Origin of the sequence: Dyella choica (assembly GCF_003977665.1) — a bacterium.
GTDB lineage: Bacteria > Pseudomonadota > Gammaproteobacteria > Xanthomonadales > Rhodanobacteraceae > Dyella_B > Dyella_B choica.
In genome coordinates this window covers 1-19,529 of the sequence record NZ_RYYV01000008.1, presented here as the reverse complement: position 1 = coordinate 19,529, position 19,529 = coordinate 1, and the positions used below count along the sequence as shown (strand labels likewise).

General features: G+C 61.9%; 19 protein-coding genes and 1 pseudogene. 11 read left to right on the top strand and 9 right to left on the bottom strand.

Annotated elements, in window-relative coordinates; all coding sequences use genetic code 11:
- Positions 1–17: 17 nt before the first annotated feature.
- Positions 18–290, bottom strand: a complete 273-nt coding sequence (gene bufA2 / locus EKH80_RS12090; protein ID WP_126685026.1) for a BufA2 family periplasmic bufferin-type metallophore — start codon at positions 288–290, stop codon at positions 18–20.
- Positions 291–533: 243 nt separating this feature from the next.
- Here bufA2 and EKH80_RS12085 point away from each other — a divergent pair, with 243 nt between their 5' ends.
- Entirely contained in the window at positions 534–995 is a 462-nt protein-coding gene (locus EKH80_RS12085; protein ID WP_126685025.1) for a DoxX family protein, read from the top strand.
- A gap of 338 nt (positions 996–1,333) precedes the next feature.
- Here the strand turns inward: EKH80_RS12085 and EKH80_RS12080 are convergent, their stop codons facing one another.
- The 5 genes from EKH80_RS12080 to EKH80_RS12060 form a co-directional block, all read right to left on the bottom strand.
- Entirely contained in the window at positions 1,334–1,846 is a 513-nt protein-coding gene (locus EKH80_RS12080) for a hypothetical protein (protein WP_126685024.1), read from the bottom strand.
- 164 nt (positions 1,847–2,010) lie between these two features.
- Positions 2,011–2,649 carry a LysE/ArgO family amino acid transporter gene (locus tag EKH80_RS12075; protein WP_230473638.1) on the bottom strand — a complete coding sequence of 213 codons (639 nt, stop codon included), beginning with the start codon at positions 2,647–2,649 and terminating at the stop codon, positions 2,011–2,013.
- Positions 2,646–4,013 (bottom strand): glutamate--cysteine ligase, encoded by a 1,368-nt coding sequence (locus tag EKH80_RS12070; RefSeq protein ID WP_126685023.1) that lies wholly within the window; start codon positions 4,011–4,013, stop codon positions 2,646–2,648. The genes EKH80_RS12075 and EKH80_RS12070 overlap by 4 nt, the downstream gene beginning before the upstream one ends.
- Positions 4,014–4,155: 142 nt before the next feature.
- Complete coding sequence (locus EKH80_RS12065) at positions 4,156–5,664, bottom strand: sensor histidine kinase (protein WP_158628827.1); 1,509 nt, start codon at positions 5,662–5,664, stop codon at positions 4,156–4,158.
- A 23-nt stretch (positions 5,665–5,687) separates the two neighbouring features.
- A complete protein-coding gene (locus EKH80_RS12060; protein ID WP_126685021.1) occupies positions 5,688–6,353 on the bottom strand; it encodes a response regulator in 666 nt (221 codons plus the stop codon).
- A 137-nt stretch (positions 6,354–6,490) separates the two neighbouring features.
- Here EKH80_RS12060 and EKH80_RS12055 point away from each other — a divergent pair, with 137 nt between their 5' ends.
- Positions 6,491–6,832 carry a zinc ribbon domain-containing protein YjdM gene (locus EKH80_RS12055; protein WP_126685020.1) on the top strand — a complete coding sequence of 114 codons (342 nt, stop codon included), beginning with the start codon at positions 6,491–6,493 and terminating at the stop codon, positions 6,830–6,832.
- Positions 6,833–6,926: 94 nt separating this feature from the next.
- On the opposite strand, the gene rho is transcribed toward EKH80_RS12055, so the two are convergent.
- Together rho and trxA are read right to left on the bottom strand one after the other, a co-directional pair.
- A complete protein-coding gene (rho, locus tag EKH80_RS12050) occupies positions 6,927–8,678 on the bottom strand; it encodes a transcription termination factor Rho (protein WP_126685019.1) in 1,752 nt (583 codons plus the stop codon).
- Positions 8,679–8,832: 154 nt separating this feature from the next.
- A complete protein-coding gene (gene trxA, locus EKH80_RS12045; RefSeq protein ID WP_126685018.1) occupies positions 8,833–9,159 on the bottom strand; it encodes a thioredoxin TrxA in 327 nt (108 codons plus the stop codon).
- A 360-nt stretch (positions 9,160–9,519) separates the two neighbouring features.
- Between trxA and EKH80_RS12040 the strand changes: the two genes are divergently transcribed.
- The 8 genes from EKH80_RS12040 (at position 9,520) to EKH80_RS12005 (ending at position 17,964) form a co-directional block, all read left to right on the top strand.
- Entirely contained in the window at positions 9,520–11,193 is a 1,674-nt protein-coding gene (locus tag EKH80_RS12040; RefSeq protein WP_126685017.1) for a DEAD/DEAH box helicase, read from the top strand.
- A gap of 116 nt (positions 11,194–11,309) precedes the next feature.
- Entirely contained in the window at positions 11,310–11,987 is a 678-nt protein-coding gene (gene ftsE / locus EKH80_RS12035) for a cell division ATP-binding protein FtsE (RefSeq protein ID WP_126685016.1), read from the top strand.
- Positions 11,984–12,955, top strand: a complete 972-nt coding sequence (gene ftsX / locus EKH80_RS12030) for a permease-like cell division protein FtsX (RefSeq protein WP_126685015.1) — start codon at positions 11,984–11,986, stop codon at positions 12,953–12,955. Before ftsE ends, ftsX begins: the two co-directional genes overlap by 4 nt.
- 181 nt (positions 12,956–13,136) lie before the next feature.
- Complete coding sequence (locus EKH80_RS12025; RefSeq protein ID WP_126685014.1) at positions 13,137–13,985, top strand: response regulator; 849 nt, start codon at positions 13,137–13,139, stop codon at positions 13,983–13,985.
- A 44-nt stretch (positions 13,986–14,029) separates the two neighbouring features.
- On the top strand, positions 14,030–14,740 hold the full coding sequence (ung, locus tag EKH80_RS12020) for a uracil-DNA glycosylase (RefSeq protein ID WP_126685013.1): 711 nt from the start codon (positions 14,030–14,032) through the stop codon (positions 14,738–14,740).
- Between the two features lie 219 nt (positions 14,741–14,959).
- Positions 14,960–15,817 carry an RNA polymerase sigma factor RpoH gene (gene rpoH / locus EKH80_RS12015; protein WP_126685012.1) on the top strand — a complete coding sequence of 286 codons (858 nt, stop codon included), beginning with the start codon at positions 14,960–14,962 and terminating at the stop codon, positions 15,815–15,817.
- Positions 15,818–15,908: 91 nt separating this feature from the next.
- Positions 15,909–16,583, top strand: coding sequence for a response regulator transcription factor (locus EKH80_RS12010; protein ID WP_126685011.1), 675 nt, complete (start codon positions 15,909–15,911; stop codon positions 16,581–16,583).
- Complete coding sequence (locus tag EKH80_RS12005; protein ID WP_126685010.1) at positions 16,576–17,964, top strand: sensor histidine kinase; 1,389 nt, start codon at positions 16,576–16,578, stop codon at positions 17,962–17,964. The genes EKH80_RS12010 and EKH80_RS12005 overlap by 8 nt, the downstream gene beginning before the upstream one ends.
- Positions 17,965–18,127: 163 nt before the next feature.
- Here EKH80_RS12005 and EKH80_RS12000 read toward each other — a convergent pair whose 3' ends face one another.
- Positions 18,128–18,898 carry a hypothetical protein gene (locus EKH80_RS12000; protein ID WP_126685009.1) on the bottom strand — a complete coding sequence of 257 codons (771 nt, stop codon included), beginning with the start codon at positions 18,896–18,898 and terminating at the stop codon, positions 18,128–18,130.
- A 144-nt stretch (positions 18,899–19,042) separates the two neighbouring features.
- Between EKH80_RS12000 and EKH80_RS11995 the strand changes: the two are divergent.
- Positions 19,043–19,435 (top strand): annotated as a pseudogene (locus EKH80_RS11995) (transposase); the annotation flags it as partial.
- Positions 19,436–19,529 lie beyond the last annotated feature (94 nt).

Sequence of the window (19,529 nt, the reverse complement as noted above, 5' to 3'; positions counted from 1 at the left end):
GCATCCCGCCGTGTGCATCACTTCGCTTTGGCTGCGGCCTGCGCCTTTTCGCAATCGGCCTGGGTCTTCTGCATGGTGAAGCCTTGACCCTTGCACGAGTTCTGGCCCTTGCAGGAATTGGTGGCCTGCTTGCAGGCGCCCTGGCCCTTGCAAGAGCTGGAGTTCACGCACTTGACCTGGGCCTGGTCGCCGGCGGCGGCACCGGCAGGCGCGGCGGAAACCGTGGCGGCGGCGAACAAACCGGCCACCATCAGGGCCATGGCGCTGGCATTGACTGTCTTGACGTTCATATCTATCGCTCCAAGATTTGTGGGTCGCCGCAGGGCGGCACAGGGATACTTGCCCGGTGCCATGAGGCCACCCGGACAAGGGCGATTGTGCTGCTTCGCTCCATCGGTCGCTGCATCCGTGCATCCTGCATTTATGCCCAACAGTCCGGCGGATGCCAGGCAAGAAAGTCTGGACGTCTGGACATTGAGGCAATGGGGCAGCCCGCGCATCATGCGCCTACTCCACGTGTGGGAATAGGTGCAATGCGTCATTTCTTGGCGACGACAGCTTCGCGTTGGCTCGGCATCCTGCATGCGGGACGCTCGCTGGGCCCCTTGGTGATAAGGCTGGTGTTCGGTTACTTCTGGCTGGAGACGGGTATCGGCAAGGTGCAGAACCTGGACGGTTTTACCCAGCGCTTCATCGGCTGGGGCATTCCTCACCCGGCGTTCAATGCAGCTTTGTCGGCCTGGACGGAGCTGGTTGGCGGCCTGCTGCTGATGCTCGGACTGTTCACGCGCCTGGTCAGCATTCCGATGATCATCAACATGCTGGTGGCCTTGGCCCTGGTGGTATCGAGCCGCCTGATGGGGTTGGATGACTACGTTGAAGCCGACGAAGTGCTCTACATCACGATTTTCTTCTGGCTCCTGATAGCGGGGCCGGGCAAGTTCAGCCTGGACACGCTGGTCGCGCGCTGGCTGAATATTCAAACGCGCGATTGATGTGCGCTGGGGACCATCGTAAGCCGGGGTGCAAACCCCGGCATGGCCATGCATGCACTGCGCTCGATGCTGGGATGGTCATCACAGCCTATGTGTGCGGGCCGTTCCTGCATAGTCGGCAGGATGGGGTGCACGGGCGCCGCGACGTGACGCCGGGGGGCCAAAAAGGCACTGCCGCTTTGCGGCAGCTAAGGAAACTCTGAATGAGTTCAGAGTTTCCGCGGGCCAGGGAAGGCCCGCCGCGAAACAGGTGCGTAAGCGCTTGATTTGGCATAGCCGCGTCCGGGCGTGTACCGGACGCGGCGCGGAAGTCCGTGACGGACTTTTTCAGACCGTCCCTAATGGAGCATGTGGGAGTCCGGCGCAGCGAAGTACATGTCGAATTCTCCCTGTACGCCCGCCTGGGCAAAGCCCAGTTTCAGAAGTAGCGGACACAGGAAATCCTGCAGCGACTTCTCCGCGCCGTGAAAGAATTTTCCGTGCCCTTCCAATTCTTCCAGCAACTCTTCGCTCCTGCCCATGTAGAAGCTTTCCGCGCGATCGCGAAAGAATCGTTTGGTCAGGAAGTCCCGGCGAGATTTCGCCTGGTCGAGCATGCTTACGAGCGTCGCTGGCACAAACGTGAGCCCGCTCAGGCGCTTGACCAGGGTGTGCAGGCCGACCGTAAATGGCTCGTCCGACGGCGGATCTTCCACCTCTTCCCCCGCCGTGACTGGCTGCTTGAGGCCCGGCGCAAGAGTGATGCATGAATTGGCGTTAGCCACTTCGTTCTCGAATGCCTGTACGAGATACATGACGGCACCGTACTGGGCGCACAACTCTTTGAATTGCTCGTCGCGGTTCTCGATCATATGCATGATCCTCTCGTCAGGTCATCAAACGATCACCGGCGCATGGGATTGCGTCGACCCGTGCCTCGCTCTATCCGAAGCAACCTGTGTGCCAAGATCTTGGGCGGCAGGGATGCCCATCGCCGCCTGAGATGTTCCGCCCGAGTCGCGTCCAGGCGATGACGTCAATGCGCCAGGAAGGAAAGCATTAGCTTGCCGGCAATACCCCACATCACCAGCGCGATCGACACATCCAGCACGCGCCATGCCAGCGGTTTGCGGAACAGCGGCGCGAGCAAGCGCGCACCATAGGCCAGACCGAAGAACCAGGTGAACGAAGCCGTTGCCGCGCCGATGGCGAACAGCGTGCGCGGTCCCGGTACCGGCCAGGCCGAGGCGAGGCTGCCGATCAGCAGCACGGTATCCAGGTAAACGTGCGGATTGAGCCAGGTGAAGCCGGCACAGGCGGCAAGCACCCGCCACTGGCTGGCAGTGGCGCCGTGCGTGTCCGGTGTAAGCACCTCGGGATGCAAGGCGCGGCGCAGTGCCTTGATGCCATACCACGCCAGTACCAACGCGCCTGCACAAGCCACGACGGCCAGCATGCGCGGGTGCTGGCCGATGGCGACACCCAGCCCGCCGACGCCCGCCGCAATCAATGCCGCGTCAGAAAGTGCGCAAAACAGCGCCACCGCAAAGCGGTGCGATCGCAACAGTCCTTGCCGCAGCACGAAGGCGTTCTGCGCGCCAATGGCGATGATCAGCGAGGCGCCAAGCAGCAATCCGGAAAGGAAAGGTGCCTGAACGGGCGTTGTCGCGATCAATAGGCGAATTCCTTGAAGACGGGATCCACGCTGCCGTTCCACACACCGTGGAACAGCTCTAGCTTGCGTTCGGCGGGCGTCTGATTGGCGTCGACGATTTCAATCAGCGGTTCCAGGAAGATGCTCTCGTTCGCGCCGTTGCGATTGAGCCGGTTGCGGCGTTTCAGGCCATGCGCAGCGATTTGCAACGCCTCGCGGGCCAGGTCGCGCACGGTGCCGCGGCGGAATGGCAGCTTCAGTGCATGCTTGGGCACGCCATCGCGCAAAGCATGGCGTTCTTCGCGGCTGAAATCCTTCACCAGATCCCACGCTGCATGCAGCGCTTCATCGTCGTAGAGCAGGCCGACCCAGAACGCCGGAAGCGCACAAAGGCGATTCCACGGACCACCGTCCGCGCCACGCATTTCCAGGTATTGCTTCAGCCGTACCTCCGGAAAGGCGGTGGTCAGATGATCGCCCCAGTCCTTCATCGTGGCGCGCGTGCCGGGCAGTTCGTCGAGCGCGCCTGACATGAAACGCTTGAAGTCCTTGCCGGACAGGTCGACGTAGCGGCCGTCCTGATAGCTGAAATACATCGGTACGTCCAGCATGTAGTCGACATAGCGTTCGTAACCGAAACCCGCTTCGAATACGAAGTCGAGCATGCCGGTACGATCCGCATCGGTATCCGTCCACACATTCGAGCGGTAGGAGAGATAGCCGTTGGGCTTGCCGTCCGTAAATGGCGAATCGGCGAAAAGCGCGGTGGCGATCGGTTGCAAGGCGAGGCTGGTGCGGAACTTGCGCACCATGTCGCCTTCGCTCTCGAAATCCAGGTTGACCTGCACGGTGCAGGTGCGCGTCATCATGTCCAGGCCGAGCGAGCCGACCTTGGGCATGTATTCGCGCATGATCTTGTAGCGGCCCTTGGGCATCCACGGCATCTGGTCACGGGGCCACTTCGGTTGGAAGCCCATGCCAAGGAAGCCCAGGCCCAGCTCGTCGGCTACGGAGCGCACTTCTGCCAGATGCGTGTTCACTTCGAGACAGGTCTGGTGGATGGTTTCCAGTGGCGCGCCGGACAACTCCAGCTGGCCGGCCGGCTCCAGCGTGATGTTGGCCTTGTCGCGCATCAGCGCCACCGGGGTATCGCCTTCGCGGGCAATCTCCCAACCATAACGTGAGGCAATGCCTTCCAGCAGTGCGCGTATGCCGCGCTCACCCTCGAACGCCGGTGGGCGAAGATCCTCTGTACGGAAGCCAAATTTTTCGTGCTCGGTGCCGATCAGCCAGGCATCACGCGGCTTCTCGCCGGCGGCCAGGTAATCGATCAGTTGCTGGCGGCCGTAGATCGGGGTGCTTTTGACGGCACTGGGTATGGACACGGGGCAAGCCTCACGGGGATAGCCCCCGACTATGGAGGCTGCGCATCGTCGCGAAAAGGGGGTATGTGAAAAAATTTGTACGTGACAGTACAGCTACAGCCAGGGAGCATGCGGGGACAGGAAATAGCAAAAACCCCCTGGGCTACGCAGTCAATACCTGTTCCTTCATGCCTTCGGACGGAAACGCCACGCGCATTCGCGCCCCCGTCCCTACCCGCGCATCGAGGATTTCGAACCGCGCGTGGTGGCTGCGAGCGATCTCCTCGACGATCGCCAGCCCCAGCCCGCTGCTCTGGCCATCGCTGCCGGCCGCACGATAGAAACGTTCGCGCACGCGTTCGCGCTCTGAGATGGGAATGCCGGGGCCGTTGTCCTCCACTTCCAGGTAGGGCGCGCCGCCATGCAATCCGCAGCGCAGCGTGATGCGGCCGTCCTCGGGCGTGTGACGGATGGCGTTGTCGAGGAGGTTGATCAACAGCTCGTGCAGCAGCCAAAGGACGCCATGAACGTGCGCCGGTTCGCACTCCGCGCCCAGATCGATGTTGCGCGCTATAGCGCGATCGAGCATGGAGTCGGCCACCGTGCCGATCAGTGCTTCCAGCTGGACCTCGGTGAAGTCGCCTGGGCTGTGCGCCGAAGGCTCGGCACGCGCAAGAGCAAGCAGCTGATTGGCAGTGTGCGCCAGGCGATCCACGCTGTCGTGCAGACGTGCGATGCGTTCCTGCTGCGCTCCATCGCGGGTTTCGCCAGCCAATACTTCCAGCTGCGCTTTCAAGCCGGAGAGCGGCGTGCGTAGTTGATGAGCGGCATTGGTAAGGAAGTGCTGCTGAGCTTGCGCGGCATTGCGCACGGTGCCCAGCAGGGTATTGAGCGATTGCACCAATGGGCGCACTTCGCTGGGTACAGGCGCCACCGGCAACGGTTGCAGCGATTGCGGTTGCCGATGCGCGATCCGTTCACCCAGGCGGTTGATCGGACGCAAGGCAACCGTAATGCCGAACAGGCATACACCTAGCACCAGCAACAATTGGATGCCGTCGCTCAAGCCGATAAGGGTGTCCAGCCGCCGCACCGCCCGATCGCGCCGATGCATGGTTTCGCCCACGCTGACGATGACTGGTTGGCCGCTTACTTGCGTGTGGTAGCTGACGATGCGCAACGGCAATTGCTTGTAGACGGCGTCGTTGTAGCTGAAGCCATTGCCGCCGCCACCCCGGGCGATCGGCAGGCCCTGGTCGCCGGCGACAGCCTGTCCATCCGGCAGGTTCACGCGATAAAGAAAGCTTTCCCGTCCGCCTGGAAACAGATGCGTCCAGAGCGATGGCCGGTTGCCATACTCGAAGCGCAGCGGCGGTTTGTCGTGTTCACCGAGCGGGTCGGATGGCGGCGGGGGAGCGGTGCTGTTCGGGGGCATCGGCGGAATGCCGGAGTCGGGCTTTTCCAGATGAACCTGTCCGTCAGGTCCGCGGGTCAAGTGAGCCGCAATCGCCAGCACCGTGTGGGAAAGCGCACGGTCGAAGGCGTTATACAGGGGCGTCACATAGGTACGGTGGTCCGCCCACACACTGGCCACCAGCAGCAGCACCAGCGGCAGCAGCAGATAGCCGAGCAAGCGTCCGCGGATGCTCGGCGCACGTCGGGGTCTGGACACTGCGGACATTCTCAGATCAACAGCTATGCGTCATCCAGGCGATAGCCGAGGCCGCGTATACCGCGTACCGTAGCCGACTCGCCCAGTTTTGCGCGCAAGCGCGATACATGCACCTCTATCGCGTTGCCGGAAATTTCCTCGTCCCAGCTCACGATGGCCTGGATCAGGCGTTCCTTGCTCACGACACGACCGCTGTGGTGGGCAAGGCATTCCAGGATCGACCATTCGCGCCGGGTCAGTTCCAGCACGCGCCCCGCGTTGTCGATCGCGCGGCGGCCGGCCAGATCGATGCGCAGGCGTCCCACCTGCATTTCGTTGGCGGCGGCGGCGGTGGCGCGGCGGATCAGCGCACGGCACCGAGCGGCCAGTTCCGGCAAGGCGAACGGCTTGACCAGGTAATCGTCCGCACCGATATCCAGGGCGTTGACGCGATCGTCCAATCCGTCGCGTGCCGTGACGATCAGCAGCGGCAGCGAGCTGCCATCGTGGCGCAAACGGCGTACCAGCGTGAAACCGTCTTCGCCCGGCAGGCCCAGATCCACGATGGCAAGGTCGTAATGGGTGATATCCAGGCGGGATTGGACGGATTCGGCATCGCCCACCGCATCCACCACGTAGCCGGCGCCGGCCAGGCCGCGCACGATGGCATCGGAAACCAGCGGATCGTCTTCAATTAGCAGTATGCGCATGCGGCGGGACGTGTGTGGAATCGGAGGATCGTATCAGCTAAAGACGTTCTGTTCTGTCATGCAATATGGCCAGATCCAGCCTGTAATCGGCAGTCACGCTACACTGTGCAGCCAGCATTTTTTTGGCGCCAGTTCCCATGTCCGATATCCCCGCCTGCCCGATTTGCAGCATGGAGCATACCTATCCTGACGGCGATCTCTATATCTGCCCGGACTGCGGACATGAGTGGCCGCAGCAAGCCACAGCCACCGAGGAGGCCCGGCAGGTCGTGCGGGATGTGAACGGCAATGTGCTGGAAAACGGCGACAGCGTCACCGTGGTCAAGGACCTTAAGGTGAAGGGAGCGTCGATTCCGCTCAAGCAGGGCACGCTGATCCGCAACATCCGCCTGATCGACGGCGACGCGGAGCACATCGAAGGTCACTCCGACAAGATCAAGGATCTGGTGCTCAAGGTCTGTTTCTTGAAGAAGGCGTGAGCATACGCCCTGTCGGCAAGGCAAGAACTTTCATTGCGCTCAGACGAAAAAGCCGCCCTTGGGCGGCTTTTTCGTTGCGGCTTTTGCGCAACGCTCAACGCTTCATCGAATTGAAGAACTCGTCGTTCGACTTGGTGTTCTTCATCTTGTCCAGCATGAACTCCATCGCCGCCAGTTCATCCATCGGATGCAGCAGCTTGCGCAAGATCCAGATCTTGGCCAGCAGATCCGGATCGATCAGCAGATCCTCGCGGCGCGTCCCGGAGCGGTTGATGTCGATCGCCGGATAGACGCGTTTCTCGGAGATGCGGCGGGACAGGTGCACTTCCATGTTGCCGGTGCCCTTGAACTCTTCGTAGATCACCTCGTCCATCTTGCTGCCGGTATCGATCAGCGCGGTGGCGATAATGGTGAGCGAGCCGCCTTCTTCCACATTGCGCGCGGCGCCGAAGAAGCGCTTGGGACGCTGCAACGCATTGGCATCCACGCCGCCGGTGAGCACCTTGCCGGAGCTGGGCACCACGGTGTTGTAGGCGCGGGCAAGACGCGTGATCGAATCAAGCAGGATGACCACGTCGCGCTTGTGCTCGACCAGGCGCTTGGCGCGTTCGATCACCATTTCGGCGACCTGCACGTGGCGCACGGCCGGTTCGTCGAAGGTGGAGCTGATCACCTCGGCGCGCACGGTGCGTGCGATTTCCGTCACTTCTTCCGGACGTTCGTCGACCAACAGGATGATCAGGTGCACATCCGGGTGGTTGTACTGGATGGCATGCGCGATGTTCTGCAGCATCATCGTCTTGCCGGACTTCGGCTGGGACACGATCAGGCCGCGCTGGCCGCGGCCGATCGGCGCGACTAGGTCCAGGATGCGTGCGGTGATGTCCTCGGTCGAACCGTTGCCGCGTTCCAGGTGGAAGGCCTTGCGCGGAAACAGCGGTGTCAGGTTCTCGAACAGCATCTTGTTCTTCGATGCTTCCGGCGGGTCGCCGTTGATGTCGTCGACCTTCAGCAGCGCGAAGTAGCGTTCGCCTTCCTTCGGGTGACGCACGCGCCCGGTGATGTAGTCGCCGGTACGCAGGTTGAAGCGACGGATCTGGCTGGGCGACACATAGATGTCATCCGGGCCGGCAAGGTAGGACTCGTCGGCCGAGCGCAGGAAACCGAAGCCGTCCTGCAGGATTTCCAGCACACCTTCGGCCCAGATGCCGCCGCCTGAGCGGGCGTGGGCTTTGAGGATGTTGAAGATCACGTCCTGGCGGCGCTGGCGTGCGACGCCTTCCTGGATACCGAGTGATTCGGCGAATTCCAGCAGTTGGATCGGGTTCTTGCGCTTGAGCTCGGTGAGGTTGATGACGCGATCGTTGCTGCCGATGTCGGCATTTTCGTCGTCCACCGGCAGGCCGTGCGGGTTGCGCGGCTGACCGCCGCCCTGGCCCGGCGGCCGCTGGCCGCGCTCGTGACGGCGGCGGCGATTGCGGTCGTTGCGGTCATTGCGGCGCTCGTTGCCGCCCTGGTAGCCCTGGCCCTGGTTCTGCGGCTGGCCGCCGGCATTGCCGTTGCTGCCTCCGCCTTGCGCGTTTTCGCGCGCCTCCAGCGTCTCCCCTCCGCTCTGGCTGCCGCCATAGCGCAGTGGCTCCTGGGTGGGAGCGGACGCTTCGGCAGCCATGGCGGGACGCTCGGCGTACTCGGTCCGCGCTTCGGCAGACCTTGCGGGGGCTGGATTGGCCTCGCTGGCCGCTGCGCTCGACCGGCGGGGCGAACGGGTACGGGTAGGGGTTTCACTCACAGGTTTGGTATCGGCGCGGACAGCGTCGGAAGAATCTTTGCTTTCGATATCGGACACGGGCAAACCTCACGGGGCGCCGTTGGTGACAGGAGGGAAGACGAGCGTTGCGCGGAATGCGCGAGGGGCAGGACAGCCCCAACTGAGGAAGGAATCTAACACCCGCCGCGCAGCGCCGTAAAGGGCGGCTGCAGCGACGGATTATACAACGATATCAGATGGCTTTATCGATCATCTGCTTGAGCTGGCCCTTGCTGACGGCGCCGATCTGGGTCGCTTCCACCTTGCCGTTCTTGAACACCATCAGGGTCGGAATGCCGCGTACGCCGAAATTGCGGGGGGTCTGCTGGTTATGGTCGATGTTCAGTTTCACCACCCGCAGCTTGCCCTGGTAATCCTTGGCCAGCTCGTCCAGCGCCGGGGCGATGGCCTTGCACGGCCCGCACCATTCAGCCCAGAAGTCGAGCAGTACGGGGGTTTCGGACTTCAGCACTTCGTGGTCGAAGGTGTCATCGCTCACATGGGTAATCAGTTCGCTCACCGTGGGTCTCCGGGATAGGGCGGTGTGGGGTTAAGACCGCGTGCCGATCATCAGTTACACTAGTCAAGTGCCTGTGGGGCGCGGGGTCGATCCGGTCGTGGTTCAGTGCCGTTGCGGCATGCGTTCCATTCCAGCCTAAGTCGGGCCTCGATTCAAGCGATTCAAGGGCACTCTTGGCAGTCCGGCTGGCATAGGTGAAGCCGTTTCACCAGCCGTTTCACCTATGCCAGCGGGCGTTGCCGCGCTTCCGGCGCCAGGCATTCAGTGCGCCGCATCCATCCATCCGTCCCAAGGTTGCAAGACTAACTGCGGGACCGGGCCCAAGCGCTTGGTCGCCGGTCCATACCAGATTCCCTATAAATGTCCCAAACCGTACTTACCGAAACCTTCTTTACCCAATTCGACTTGCATCCGTTGCTGCAGCAAGGCCTTGATGAGGCAGGTTTTGCACGCTGCACACCGATCCAGGCACTGACCCTGCCGATGGCGCTGACCGGCCGCGATGTCGCCGGCCAGGCACAGACCGGCACCGGCAAGACCTGCGCCTTCCTGGTGGCCATGATGAACCGGCTGCTCAACCAGCCGGCCGTGGCCGAACGCAAGGACTCCGACCCGCGCGCCCTGGTGATCGCCCCCACGCGCGAACTGGCGATCCAAATCGAAAAAGATGCCAAGAACATCGGCCGCTACACCGGGCTGCGCACGGCGCTGATCTATGGCGGCGTCGATTACGACAAGCAGCGCCAGCTGTTGAAGGACGGTTGCGACATCATCATCGCCACGCCCGGCCGCCTGCTCGACTACTACAAACAGAACGTGTTCGGCTTCAACGGCGTGGAAGTGATGGTGATCGACGAAGCCGACCGCATGTTCGACCTCGGCTTCATCAAGGACGTGCGCTTCATCTTCCGCCGCCTGCCCGTACGCGAGCAACGCCAGGTGCTGCTGTTCTCCGCCACGCTTTCGCACCGTGTGCTTGAACTGGCCTATGAGCACATGCACAACGCCGAAAAGCTGGTGGTGGAAACGGATAACGTCACCGCCGATCGGGTGCGCCAGCAGGTGTATTTCCCGGCCAAGGAAGAAAAGATGCCGCTGCTGCTCAACCTGCTTGAGCGCACCAAGGCCGAGCGCAGCATCATCTTCGTCAACACCAAGGCCGCCGCCGAACGCATTACCGAGCGCGTGAAGCGCCAGGGCTACCGCGTCGGCGCGTTGTCCGGCGACGTGCCGCAGCTCAAGCGGCAGAAGCTGCTGCAGCGCTTCCAGGACGGCCAGCTCGACGTCCTGGTGTGTACCGATGTCGCCGCGCGTGGCCTGCATATTCCCGCGGTCAGCCACGTATTCAACTACGACCTGCCGCAGGATGCCGAGGACTACGTTCACCGCATCGGCCGCACTGCGCGCCTGGGGGCGGAAGGAGACGCAATCAGCTTTGCTTGCGATCTCTACGCGATGTCTCTGCCCGAGATCGAAAGCTACATCGGTCAGAAGATTCCGGTGGCCAACCTCGAACCGGAACTGCTGGTGATGCCTTCGCCGAAACAGATCGATCCGCAGTTCGCCGCCGATGCCGCTGCGGACAGTGCGGAGTTTGGCGACAAGGTGACGCCTCGCGGCGACAGCAAGCCCCAGGGCCCGCGCGGGCGCCGTGGCGGACGCCAAGGTGAACGTTCCGGTTCGTCCGAGCAACGCCAGCGTCGCGAGGATCGTCCGCGCAGGCCGCGCGAGGAACATGCTGCGGCCGCGAATGGCAACGAAGTGACTGCGACCCCCGCAAAAGCCGCCGCAGCGGCGGGGCCGGGGCAGGAAGGCGTAAGTGGCGAAGGCAAGCGCCGTCGTCGCCGCGGCGGTCGCGGCCGTCGTCCATCAGGTGCGGCGCCGGCAGCTGAGGCGGCCGTCAATCAGGTTGGTGCGACCGGCAACGGTCGTCCTTCGCGACAAGTGGTGGCGCAGTCGCCCTCGAGCGAGCCGGCTGCGCCGAAGAAAATTGGGTTCTTCCGCCGACTCGCGCGGCTGTTCACCGGTAGCTGAACGATCAGCATGCGTCGTCACACTGTTGGTGGCGACGCCCTCGTGGGAGCTGCGCAGGAGCCGGGTGCATCCCGTATCCTTGCGGCCATCCAATCAGGGACTGGGACGGGGAACGCGTGATCCGCTTCGATCAAGTCAGCAAGCGCTATGAAGGGGGGCACGAAGCCCTTTCACAGCTCACGTTCGAAGTCGCCAAGGGCGAGATGGCGTTCGTGACCGGGCATTCCGGTGCCGGCAAGAGCACTCTGCTCAAGTTGCTGGCACTGATCGAGCGCCCCTCGCTTGGGACTGTCTCGCTCGACGGCCAGAATCTTTCCAAGATCGGCCCAAGCGGCATACCTAAGCTGCGCCGCAGCCTGGGGATGGTGTTCCAGGATCATCGGCTGCTGATGGATCGCACCGTCTTCGCCAACGTCGAATTGCCGCTGGTGATCGGCGGCGTCGCGCCGCTGGAGCGCGCACGCCGCGTGCGCGCAGCGCTGGAAAAAGTCGGGCTGCTCGATTACGAACGGCAATTGCCCGCCTCGCTGTCGACGGGCGAACAGCAGCGCGTGGGTATCGCACGCGCCATCGTGGCCAAGCCGAGCGTGCTGATCGCCGACGAGCCCACCGGCAATCTCGATCCGCAGCTCGCTTTCGAAGTCATGAGCCTGTTCGCCGAGTTCCAGCAGGTCGGCACGACCGTGCTGATCGCCAGCCACGATCTACCATTGATCAAGCGCGTAAAGAAGCGTGTGGTCGTGCTCGATCACGGCCGGCTTGTTGCCGATGTCGCTGCGGAGGAAGTGCTATGAGCACATCGACCGAAACGCAGGCCCCTGTGCCCGTCCGCAGCGAGCGTAGCCATCGCCGTCCGTTTTCGAGCTGGCGCGAGCATCATGGCTGGAGCGCGGGAGCAAGCCTGCGCCGGCTTGCCGCCAGGCCGGTGGGCAGCCTGCTCACCATCGCCGTGATGGGCTTGGCGCTGGCTTTGCCGCTGGCGTTCTATTTATTGCTGTCGAACGTGCAATCGCTTGGGTTGGCGTTGGGGCGCAACCAAGTGATCAACGTGTTCCTGAAAACCGACCAGGTGGCAGGCAATGCGCAGCTCCTGGCCAAGCAGATCGGGCAGCACGATGGTGTGACGAACGTAGTGGTGAAATCCCCGCAGCAAGGCATGGACGAACTGAGCAAGATGCAGGGTTTCTCCGATGCCTTGCACGCGCTGGACGACAACCCGCTGCCATTCGTGCTTGAAGTGCAGCCTCAGGAAGGGATTTCCGCCGATGCGGCCAGCCGGCTGGTGGACGACCTGCGCGGCATGCGGGGTGTTCAGATGGTGCAGGACAGCGGCACGTGGCGGCAGCGCCTGGATGCACTGCTCGGCGTGGGCAACCGCGCAGTCCTGATCCTGGCGGCCTTGTTTGCGCTGGCGGTGCTGCTGGTCGTGGGCAACACGGTGCGCGTGGACATCACCAGCCGTGCCGAAGAGATCGGCGTGCTCAAACTCATCGGTGCCAGCCGTGCGTTCGTGCGGCGCCCCTATCTATATGCGGGCATCTGGTATGGCCTGTTCAGCGGGATGCTCGCGGTGGGGCTGGCGCTGGGTATCGAATTGGCGCTGGCCGAGCCGGTGGCGAAGCTGAGTCAGGTTTACGAAGGGAAGCTGCGCGTGGGCGGTTTGCCGCCCTGGTTGCTGCTGGCGGTGCCGGCGGCGGCAGCCTTCCTCGGCTGGTTGGGTGCGCGGCTGGTGAGCGCCTGGCAGTTACGCAAGGCTGCCTGATATATCTCCTGTAAGCCTAGGGATGCTTTGGCGGTGAAGCCGGTCGCAGCTCCTTTGCACCCTTCCGGGTCAATATATCGGCCATTGGGCCGGATAGAATGGGTGCCCTACAGGCGCAGGGGGCGCCTGCCGAATGCCTATGCAGGGAAGCTATGCAAGACCGGGATGGTGGGGTTCTTTGATGAATGCAAGCATCAGCAATCGCGATTTGAACGCCGCACTGCGCGTGCTCGTGGTGGACGGCTCCAAGGTGGTCCGCCAGCTGATCACGCGCGTGTTGCGGAAAGAATTGTCACAAGCGGAAGTGGTCGATTGCGGTAGCGGCGCAGAGGCGCACAAGCTGCTCGAGAGCGGCGTGTTCGACTTCATCACGATCTCCTTGCGCTTGCCTGATATGGACGGGTTGGAACTGGCGCGCTATGTGCGCGAATCCGCACCGCAGATCTACGTGCCGATTGTGGTGGTTTCCGGCGACGTCGATGACCGGCTGCACCGCCGTGCGCTGGGCGAACATGTCACCGACTACTTCGACAAGTCGCTCGGTTTCCAGGCACTGGCGGAGTTCATCCGCGGCTACGTGCGTCCGGAGAGCGCTGCCGAGGGTGTGGTGCTGTACGTCGAGGACAGCCGGGTAGTTGCATTGGCGACGCGCCGAATGCTGGAGAAGATCGGGCTGACCGTCCGCCACGTGGTGAGCGTGGAAGATGCGCTTGTCCTGCTCGAAGCCGAGCGTGCGCAAGGTGGGGTCGGCGCGGATGTCGTGCTCACCGACGTGAGCCTCAAGGGCGAATTGACCGGCGGCGATCTGTTGCATCGCATCCGCACCGAATTCGGCTACGGCAAAGGCAAGCTGCCGGTGCTGGTGATGACCGGCGACGAGAATCCAGAGAACCAGGCCGCGCTGATTCGTGCCGGCGCCAACGACCTGGTGGAGAAGCCGGTCGAAGAAAAACTGCTGATCACCAAGCTGCTGTTCCAATTGCGCGTGGCGCAGCATCTGCGTGCGCGGGAGAGCGCGGGAGAGCTCTGATCTCCTATCATGCGGGGATGGCTACCGAACCACCCGCAGTCCCGATGAGCGACGAAGAACGGATCAAGCTCGAACCATCCTGGAAAGGCCACATCGGCGATTACCTGCAGCGCCCCGACATGCGCGCGCTGTCCGAATTCCTGCGCACGGAGAAACGCGCCGGCAGGGTGATCTATCCGCCGGGGCCGGAAATCTTCAACGCTTTCAGCCACACGCCGTTCGAGGCTGTGCGCGTGGTGATCCTGGGACAGGATCCCTACCACGGAGCGGGCCAGGCGCACGGTCTGTGCTTCTCGGTGCGGCCTGGCGTGCCGTCGCCGCCATCGCTGGTCAACATCTTCAAGGAGATCGAGCGCGACCTGGGGCTCCCCTTTCCGGATCATGGCTGCCTCACTCCCTGGGCGGATCGCGGCGTACTCCTGCTGAACGCCGTGCTTACGGTGGAGCACAGCCTGGCCGCCTCGCATCAGGGCAAGGGCTGGGAAGGCTTCACCGACGCGGCCATCGACGCTCTCAATCGTGAGCGCGAGGGCATCGTGTTCATGCTGTGGGGCTCCTACGCCCAGCGGAAGGGCCAGCTCATCGATACCCGCCGCCATGCCGTGCTGAAGTCGGTACACCCATCGCCCTTGTCCGCGCACCGGGGCTTTCTGGGCTGCGGGCATTTCTCCGCCGCCAATCGCTATCTGCAGGCCAATGGCCAGGCGCCTATCGACTGGTCCCTGCCGCCCAGGGCCGCGCTAGGCGCGGCCTGAGATGGAGGAGGGCTGCGCTTGGTCGCGTCCCGTTCAAACCCGGGTTTCACTCCCCACAAGTCATACTTGAAACCGCTATCCCCGGCAGCCACCCCACATGGACAAGCTCCGGGGATTCATGTACTATGCAGTACATAAAAGGTGCCGGAACTTGCTGGCGCCTTTAGCACTCCAAGTACCAGAGTGCTAAGCTCATCCCCACTTTCTGGAGGTTCCAACATGTCCCAAGCCTTGGTGACGGCCAATCTGCCGGTTCCCAGCGTCGTTGGCAGCCTGGATGCCTATATCTCGGCCGTGCATCGCATCCCGGTGCTCAGCCAGGATGAAGAGCAGGCGTTGTCGCGCCGCTACCAGCAGGAGAATGACCTCGCCTCAGCCCGCAAGCTGGTGATGTCGCACCTGCGCTTCGTGGTGCACGTGGCGCGCGGCTACAACGGTTACGGCCTGCAGCTGTCCGACCTCATCCAGGAAGGCAACATCGGCCTGATGAAGGCGGTCAAGCGCTTCGATCCCGACCAGGGCGTGCGCCTGGTCAGCTTTGCGGTGCACTGGATTCGGGCGGAAATGCACGAATTCATCCTGCGCAACTGGCGCATCGTGAAGGTGGCGACCACCAAGGCGCAGCGCAAGCTGTTCTTCAACCTGCGCAAGAGCAAGAAACGCCTGGGCTGGATGAATGCCGAGGAAGTACGCCTGGTCGCCAAGGACCTGGGCGTGCCGGAAGCCACCGTGCGCGAGATGGAATCGCGCCTGTCCGGTCGCGACATCGGTTTCGAAGCCCCGGCGGATGCCGAGGACGAGGCCAAGCCCGCGCCGGAGGCGTTCCTGGTCGACGAGGGCGCCGATCCGTATGACAACGTGGCCGAGGCTGACCAGACCGACAACCAACTCGAGACCTTGTCGAGCGCGCTGCAAAAGCTGGACGGGCGTTCGCGCGACATCATCCAGCGCCGCTGGCTGAATGAAGAAAAGGCCACTCTGCAGGATCTTGCCGACGAGTACGGCGTATCGGCCGAGCGTATCCGCCAGGTCGAAGCCAATGCCATGAAGAAAATGCGCTCGCTGTTCGCTGCCTGAAGCGACGCTGACGTATCCACCCCAGACGGCCTCCCGCGCGGAGGCCGCTTTGTGTTTAAGTGCTGCGCGGGACTTTTTGCCAAGGCGGTCCATGCCTCACATCCTGGTCATCGAAGACGACGAGATCACCGCACGTGAAATCGTGCTGGAGCTCGCTGCGCACGGCATCAGCGCCGATCGCGTGCACGATGGCCAGCAAGGTTTTCAGCGCGCGCTGGAACCGCACTACGATGCGATTACGCTCGACTTGATGCTGCCCGGTATGGATGGCCTTACCTTGGTCAAGCAATTGCGCGAGCGTGGCATCGCCACGCCGGTGCTGATGATCAGCGCACTCGGTGACGTGGACGAGCGCGTGCGGGGCCTGCGCGCCGGTGGTGACGACTACCTCACCAAGCCATTTGCGCCGGACGAGATGGCAGCACGCATCGAGGTCCTGCTGCGCCGGCATCAGCAGCAACATCCTGCGCAAACCAAGTTGCGTGTGGCTGACCTGGAACTGGACGTGATCACGCGAACCGCGCGCCGGGGCTCAAGGGAGCTGACTCTGCTGCCAACCGAATACCGCCTGCTGGAATTCCTGATGCGCTATCCCGGTCAGGTGCTGACGCGCGCGATGATCTTCGAAAGCGTGTGGGGCTTGCGGTTCGATCCAGGGACCAACCTTATCGACGTGCACATCGCGCGGCTGCGCCGCAAGGTCGATAACGAAGGCGAGCCACCCATCATCCGCACCGTGCGTGGTTCGGGGTATCGCCTTGGCTAGCCCGGCCAAAGGCTGGTCGATCCACTGGCGCAACACCACCTCGCGCCTGCTGCTCGCCTACGGCGTTTTTTTCGTGATCTGGGGCACGGTGCTGCTCGGTTCCATCTACTGGGAAACCCGGCATTACCTGGAGAAACGCACCGATACGCAGCTCAAGCAACAGGTGGGCTACCTGCGCAGCCTCGATGAAGAGCACTTGCTGGTAGCGCTGAACGATTATGTGGTGCTGGAGGAAACCAACTACAACGCCTGGGGCCTGTTCGATGCCGGCGGCAGGTGGTTGTATGGAGACATCCTGCAGATGCCGCCTGGCGTCCAGCCGAATCTGCTGACGCTGCGCCTGCCCACCGAGCAGGTAGTGAGCGGTCCGTTGGCGCCGAAGACCGCGACCCTTTCGGTGATTGCTACGCGTCTTCGTAACGGTCAGATCCTGGTCCTGGCGCACACCACGCGTATCGCTGCGCAGGTCGGGAACATCATCTGGCACGCACTGGGCTGGGGGCTTTCGTTCACCCTGGTGCCGGGCCTGATCGGCGGCCTGATCCTCAATCGGGCACCGCGCCGGCGCATCCGGCAAATTGAATCGGCCACGCAACTGATCATGCTGGGTGACCTGCACCGGCGCCTTCCGGTCAGCAACCGGGGCGACGAGCTCGATCGGCTGGCTGCCATCGTCAACGACATGCTCGACCAGATCGAACGCCTGATGGGCGAAGTGAAAGGTGTCTGCGACAACATTGCGCATGACTTGCGTACGCCGCTTACGCGGTTGCGTTCGCAGCTGTATCGCGTCGAACAGCAAATGGATGAGCATGATCCGCACGCGACGCTGGTCGAACACTGCGTCAGCGATATCGACGAGGTGCTGGCGCGCTTTCGGGCACTGCTACGCATTTCCGAACTGGAAGACAGGCGGCGCCGTGAGGGGTTCATTGCCGTGGATCTCGGGCAGACGCTGCGGCACGTGCACGAGCTCTACGCGCCACTGGCCGAAGATCAGTCATTGCACTTCGCGCTGGAAGCCGAGCCGGACCTGCTTGCCCAGGCGGACCCGGATCTGTTGTTCGAAGCGATCGGCAACCTGGTGAGCAACGCCATCAAGTTCACCCCGCAGGGCGGCAGCGTAGTGCTGAGCGTAAAACGCGTCGGACCTGACACGGCACAACTCGAAGTGGCGGACAGCGGTCCCGGCATCCCTGAAGAGCAACGCCAGGCGGTGTGGCAGCGTTTCTATCGCGGCGAGAGCGGGCTCAATACAGCGGCAGGCCACGGGCTTGGCCTGAGCATCGTCGCAGCCATTGCGAAGCTGCACGATTTCGAGTTGCGCATCGAAGGCGGGCAGGGCGGTACGCGGATGGTGACGGCGTGTCGTTTGCTTTGATGGAGCTCGAGACGCCACCGCGTCCCGAGCTCCGTTGGCCTGCCCTCAGGTGCCGCAGAAATGACAGTCCCTCGCATACGCCGACCAATGCTTCGCACAGGGAACATGATGATGGACAACATGGTCTTGTGTCGCCGGTGTAGCGAAAAAAAGAGCTATCAATTCAAATTTTGGATGGCTGAGCGCTATTGTTGACAGGCAAATAAATGCCCGGTTGCTCTATCATTTCCTGGCTGCTTGCATTTCCATTGCCCGTCACCTGAAAATAAATAGCTGGCGCGTCATGATAAGTTCCTCCGAGCATATAGGTGGATGCTCGTAGATTTATTCCAGCCCAGCTCTTATCATATGAAAATGCATACGAGCCGTCTTGTTGATTTTTGTCAATAAGCAAATGAAATCCATCTTTAGATAGTGTGTTGTTCACATTCCACGCGTCTGCTAGATTCCAGTAATCGTAATAATATCCAGACCAATAGCCAATTCCATATTCATCTCCGTTGTTAGTGATGAAGTAGGAGTCGGCGCGTAATATAGAGCCTAGTGCTCCAAAATAATATGTAACATTCCAATCCGCTGCCATTACACGAATTGGAGCGTTGTTATATATGCACCAATAGTTTCTGGAAGTTGTGGAATTCATGTAATTGGTGGGCTGCTCAGTCCACTTGCCGTCTATGTAAGCGTACAATGTTTTGCATCCATTGGCGTTGATGTGGAAGCTGCTCCAGTCATTCGCAATGGCGCTATGCGTTGACAGCAAGTTCATTGATATCAATGCCATTGTTCCGGTGGTTGACAATTTTAAAAAACATTTTGTTCTCATAATATATTCCTTGGTTTTGATGTTTTTTTTGCGGTTATTGAGCGAGATAAATGTATTTTGTAAGACGTTTTTGTCAATTTGAAAAATGTTGAAAGTAATTACACGCATGAATTGCCGTTGGACGATGGTTCATATGATTATTTTCATGATGAAACAGCCTCTTGATTAGCTCCGAATCTCAGGCACTCGTCGCGTGATTTGCGACGGTGCGGATTGACGATGACACCATCGTCTCGAGCGGGGTCGCGCGTCATGGTCATCAACCCTGTGCAGTTTCAGCCGGGCCTGTCGATGATGGAGTCCATGCAACAGTACGGTACCGAGGCGAAGTGCTATCGTGCGCTCTATCGTGTGCGTTGGCCGCAGGGTTTTCGTTGTCCGAGCTGTAACGAACGCGCTACCGGCGCGGCAGCCAGGTCTACTGCCAATGCCGTGCGTGTCGGCATCAGACGACCCTGCTCAGCGGCACGATCTTCCAGGCCACCAAGTTGCCCCTGCGCACCTGGATGCTGGCCATCCATCTGCTGACCTCGATCAAGACCAACATGGCGGCGTTGGGGCTGATGCGGCACCTTGGGGGTGAACTACAAAGTAGCCTGGCGCATCAAGCACAAGGTCATGCAAGCGATGGCTGAGCGGGAAGCGTAAGCTCCCCCGTCAAGTGGACATTTCAGAAGTAGAGCTTCTGGCGTAGTGGTAACGGTACTCGGCGGGCGTCATACCGCCGAGCGCATCGTGG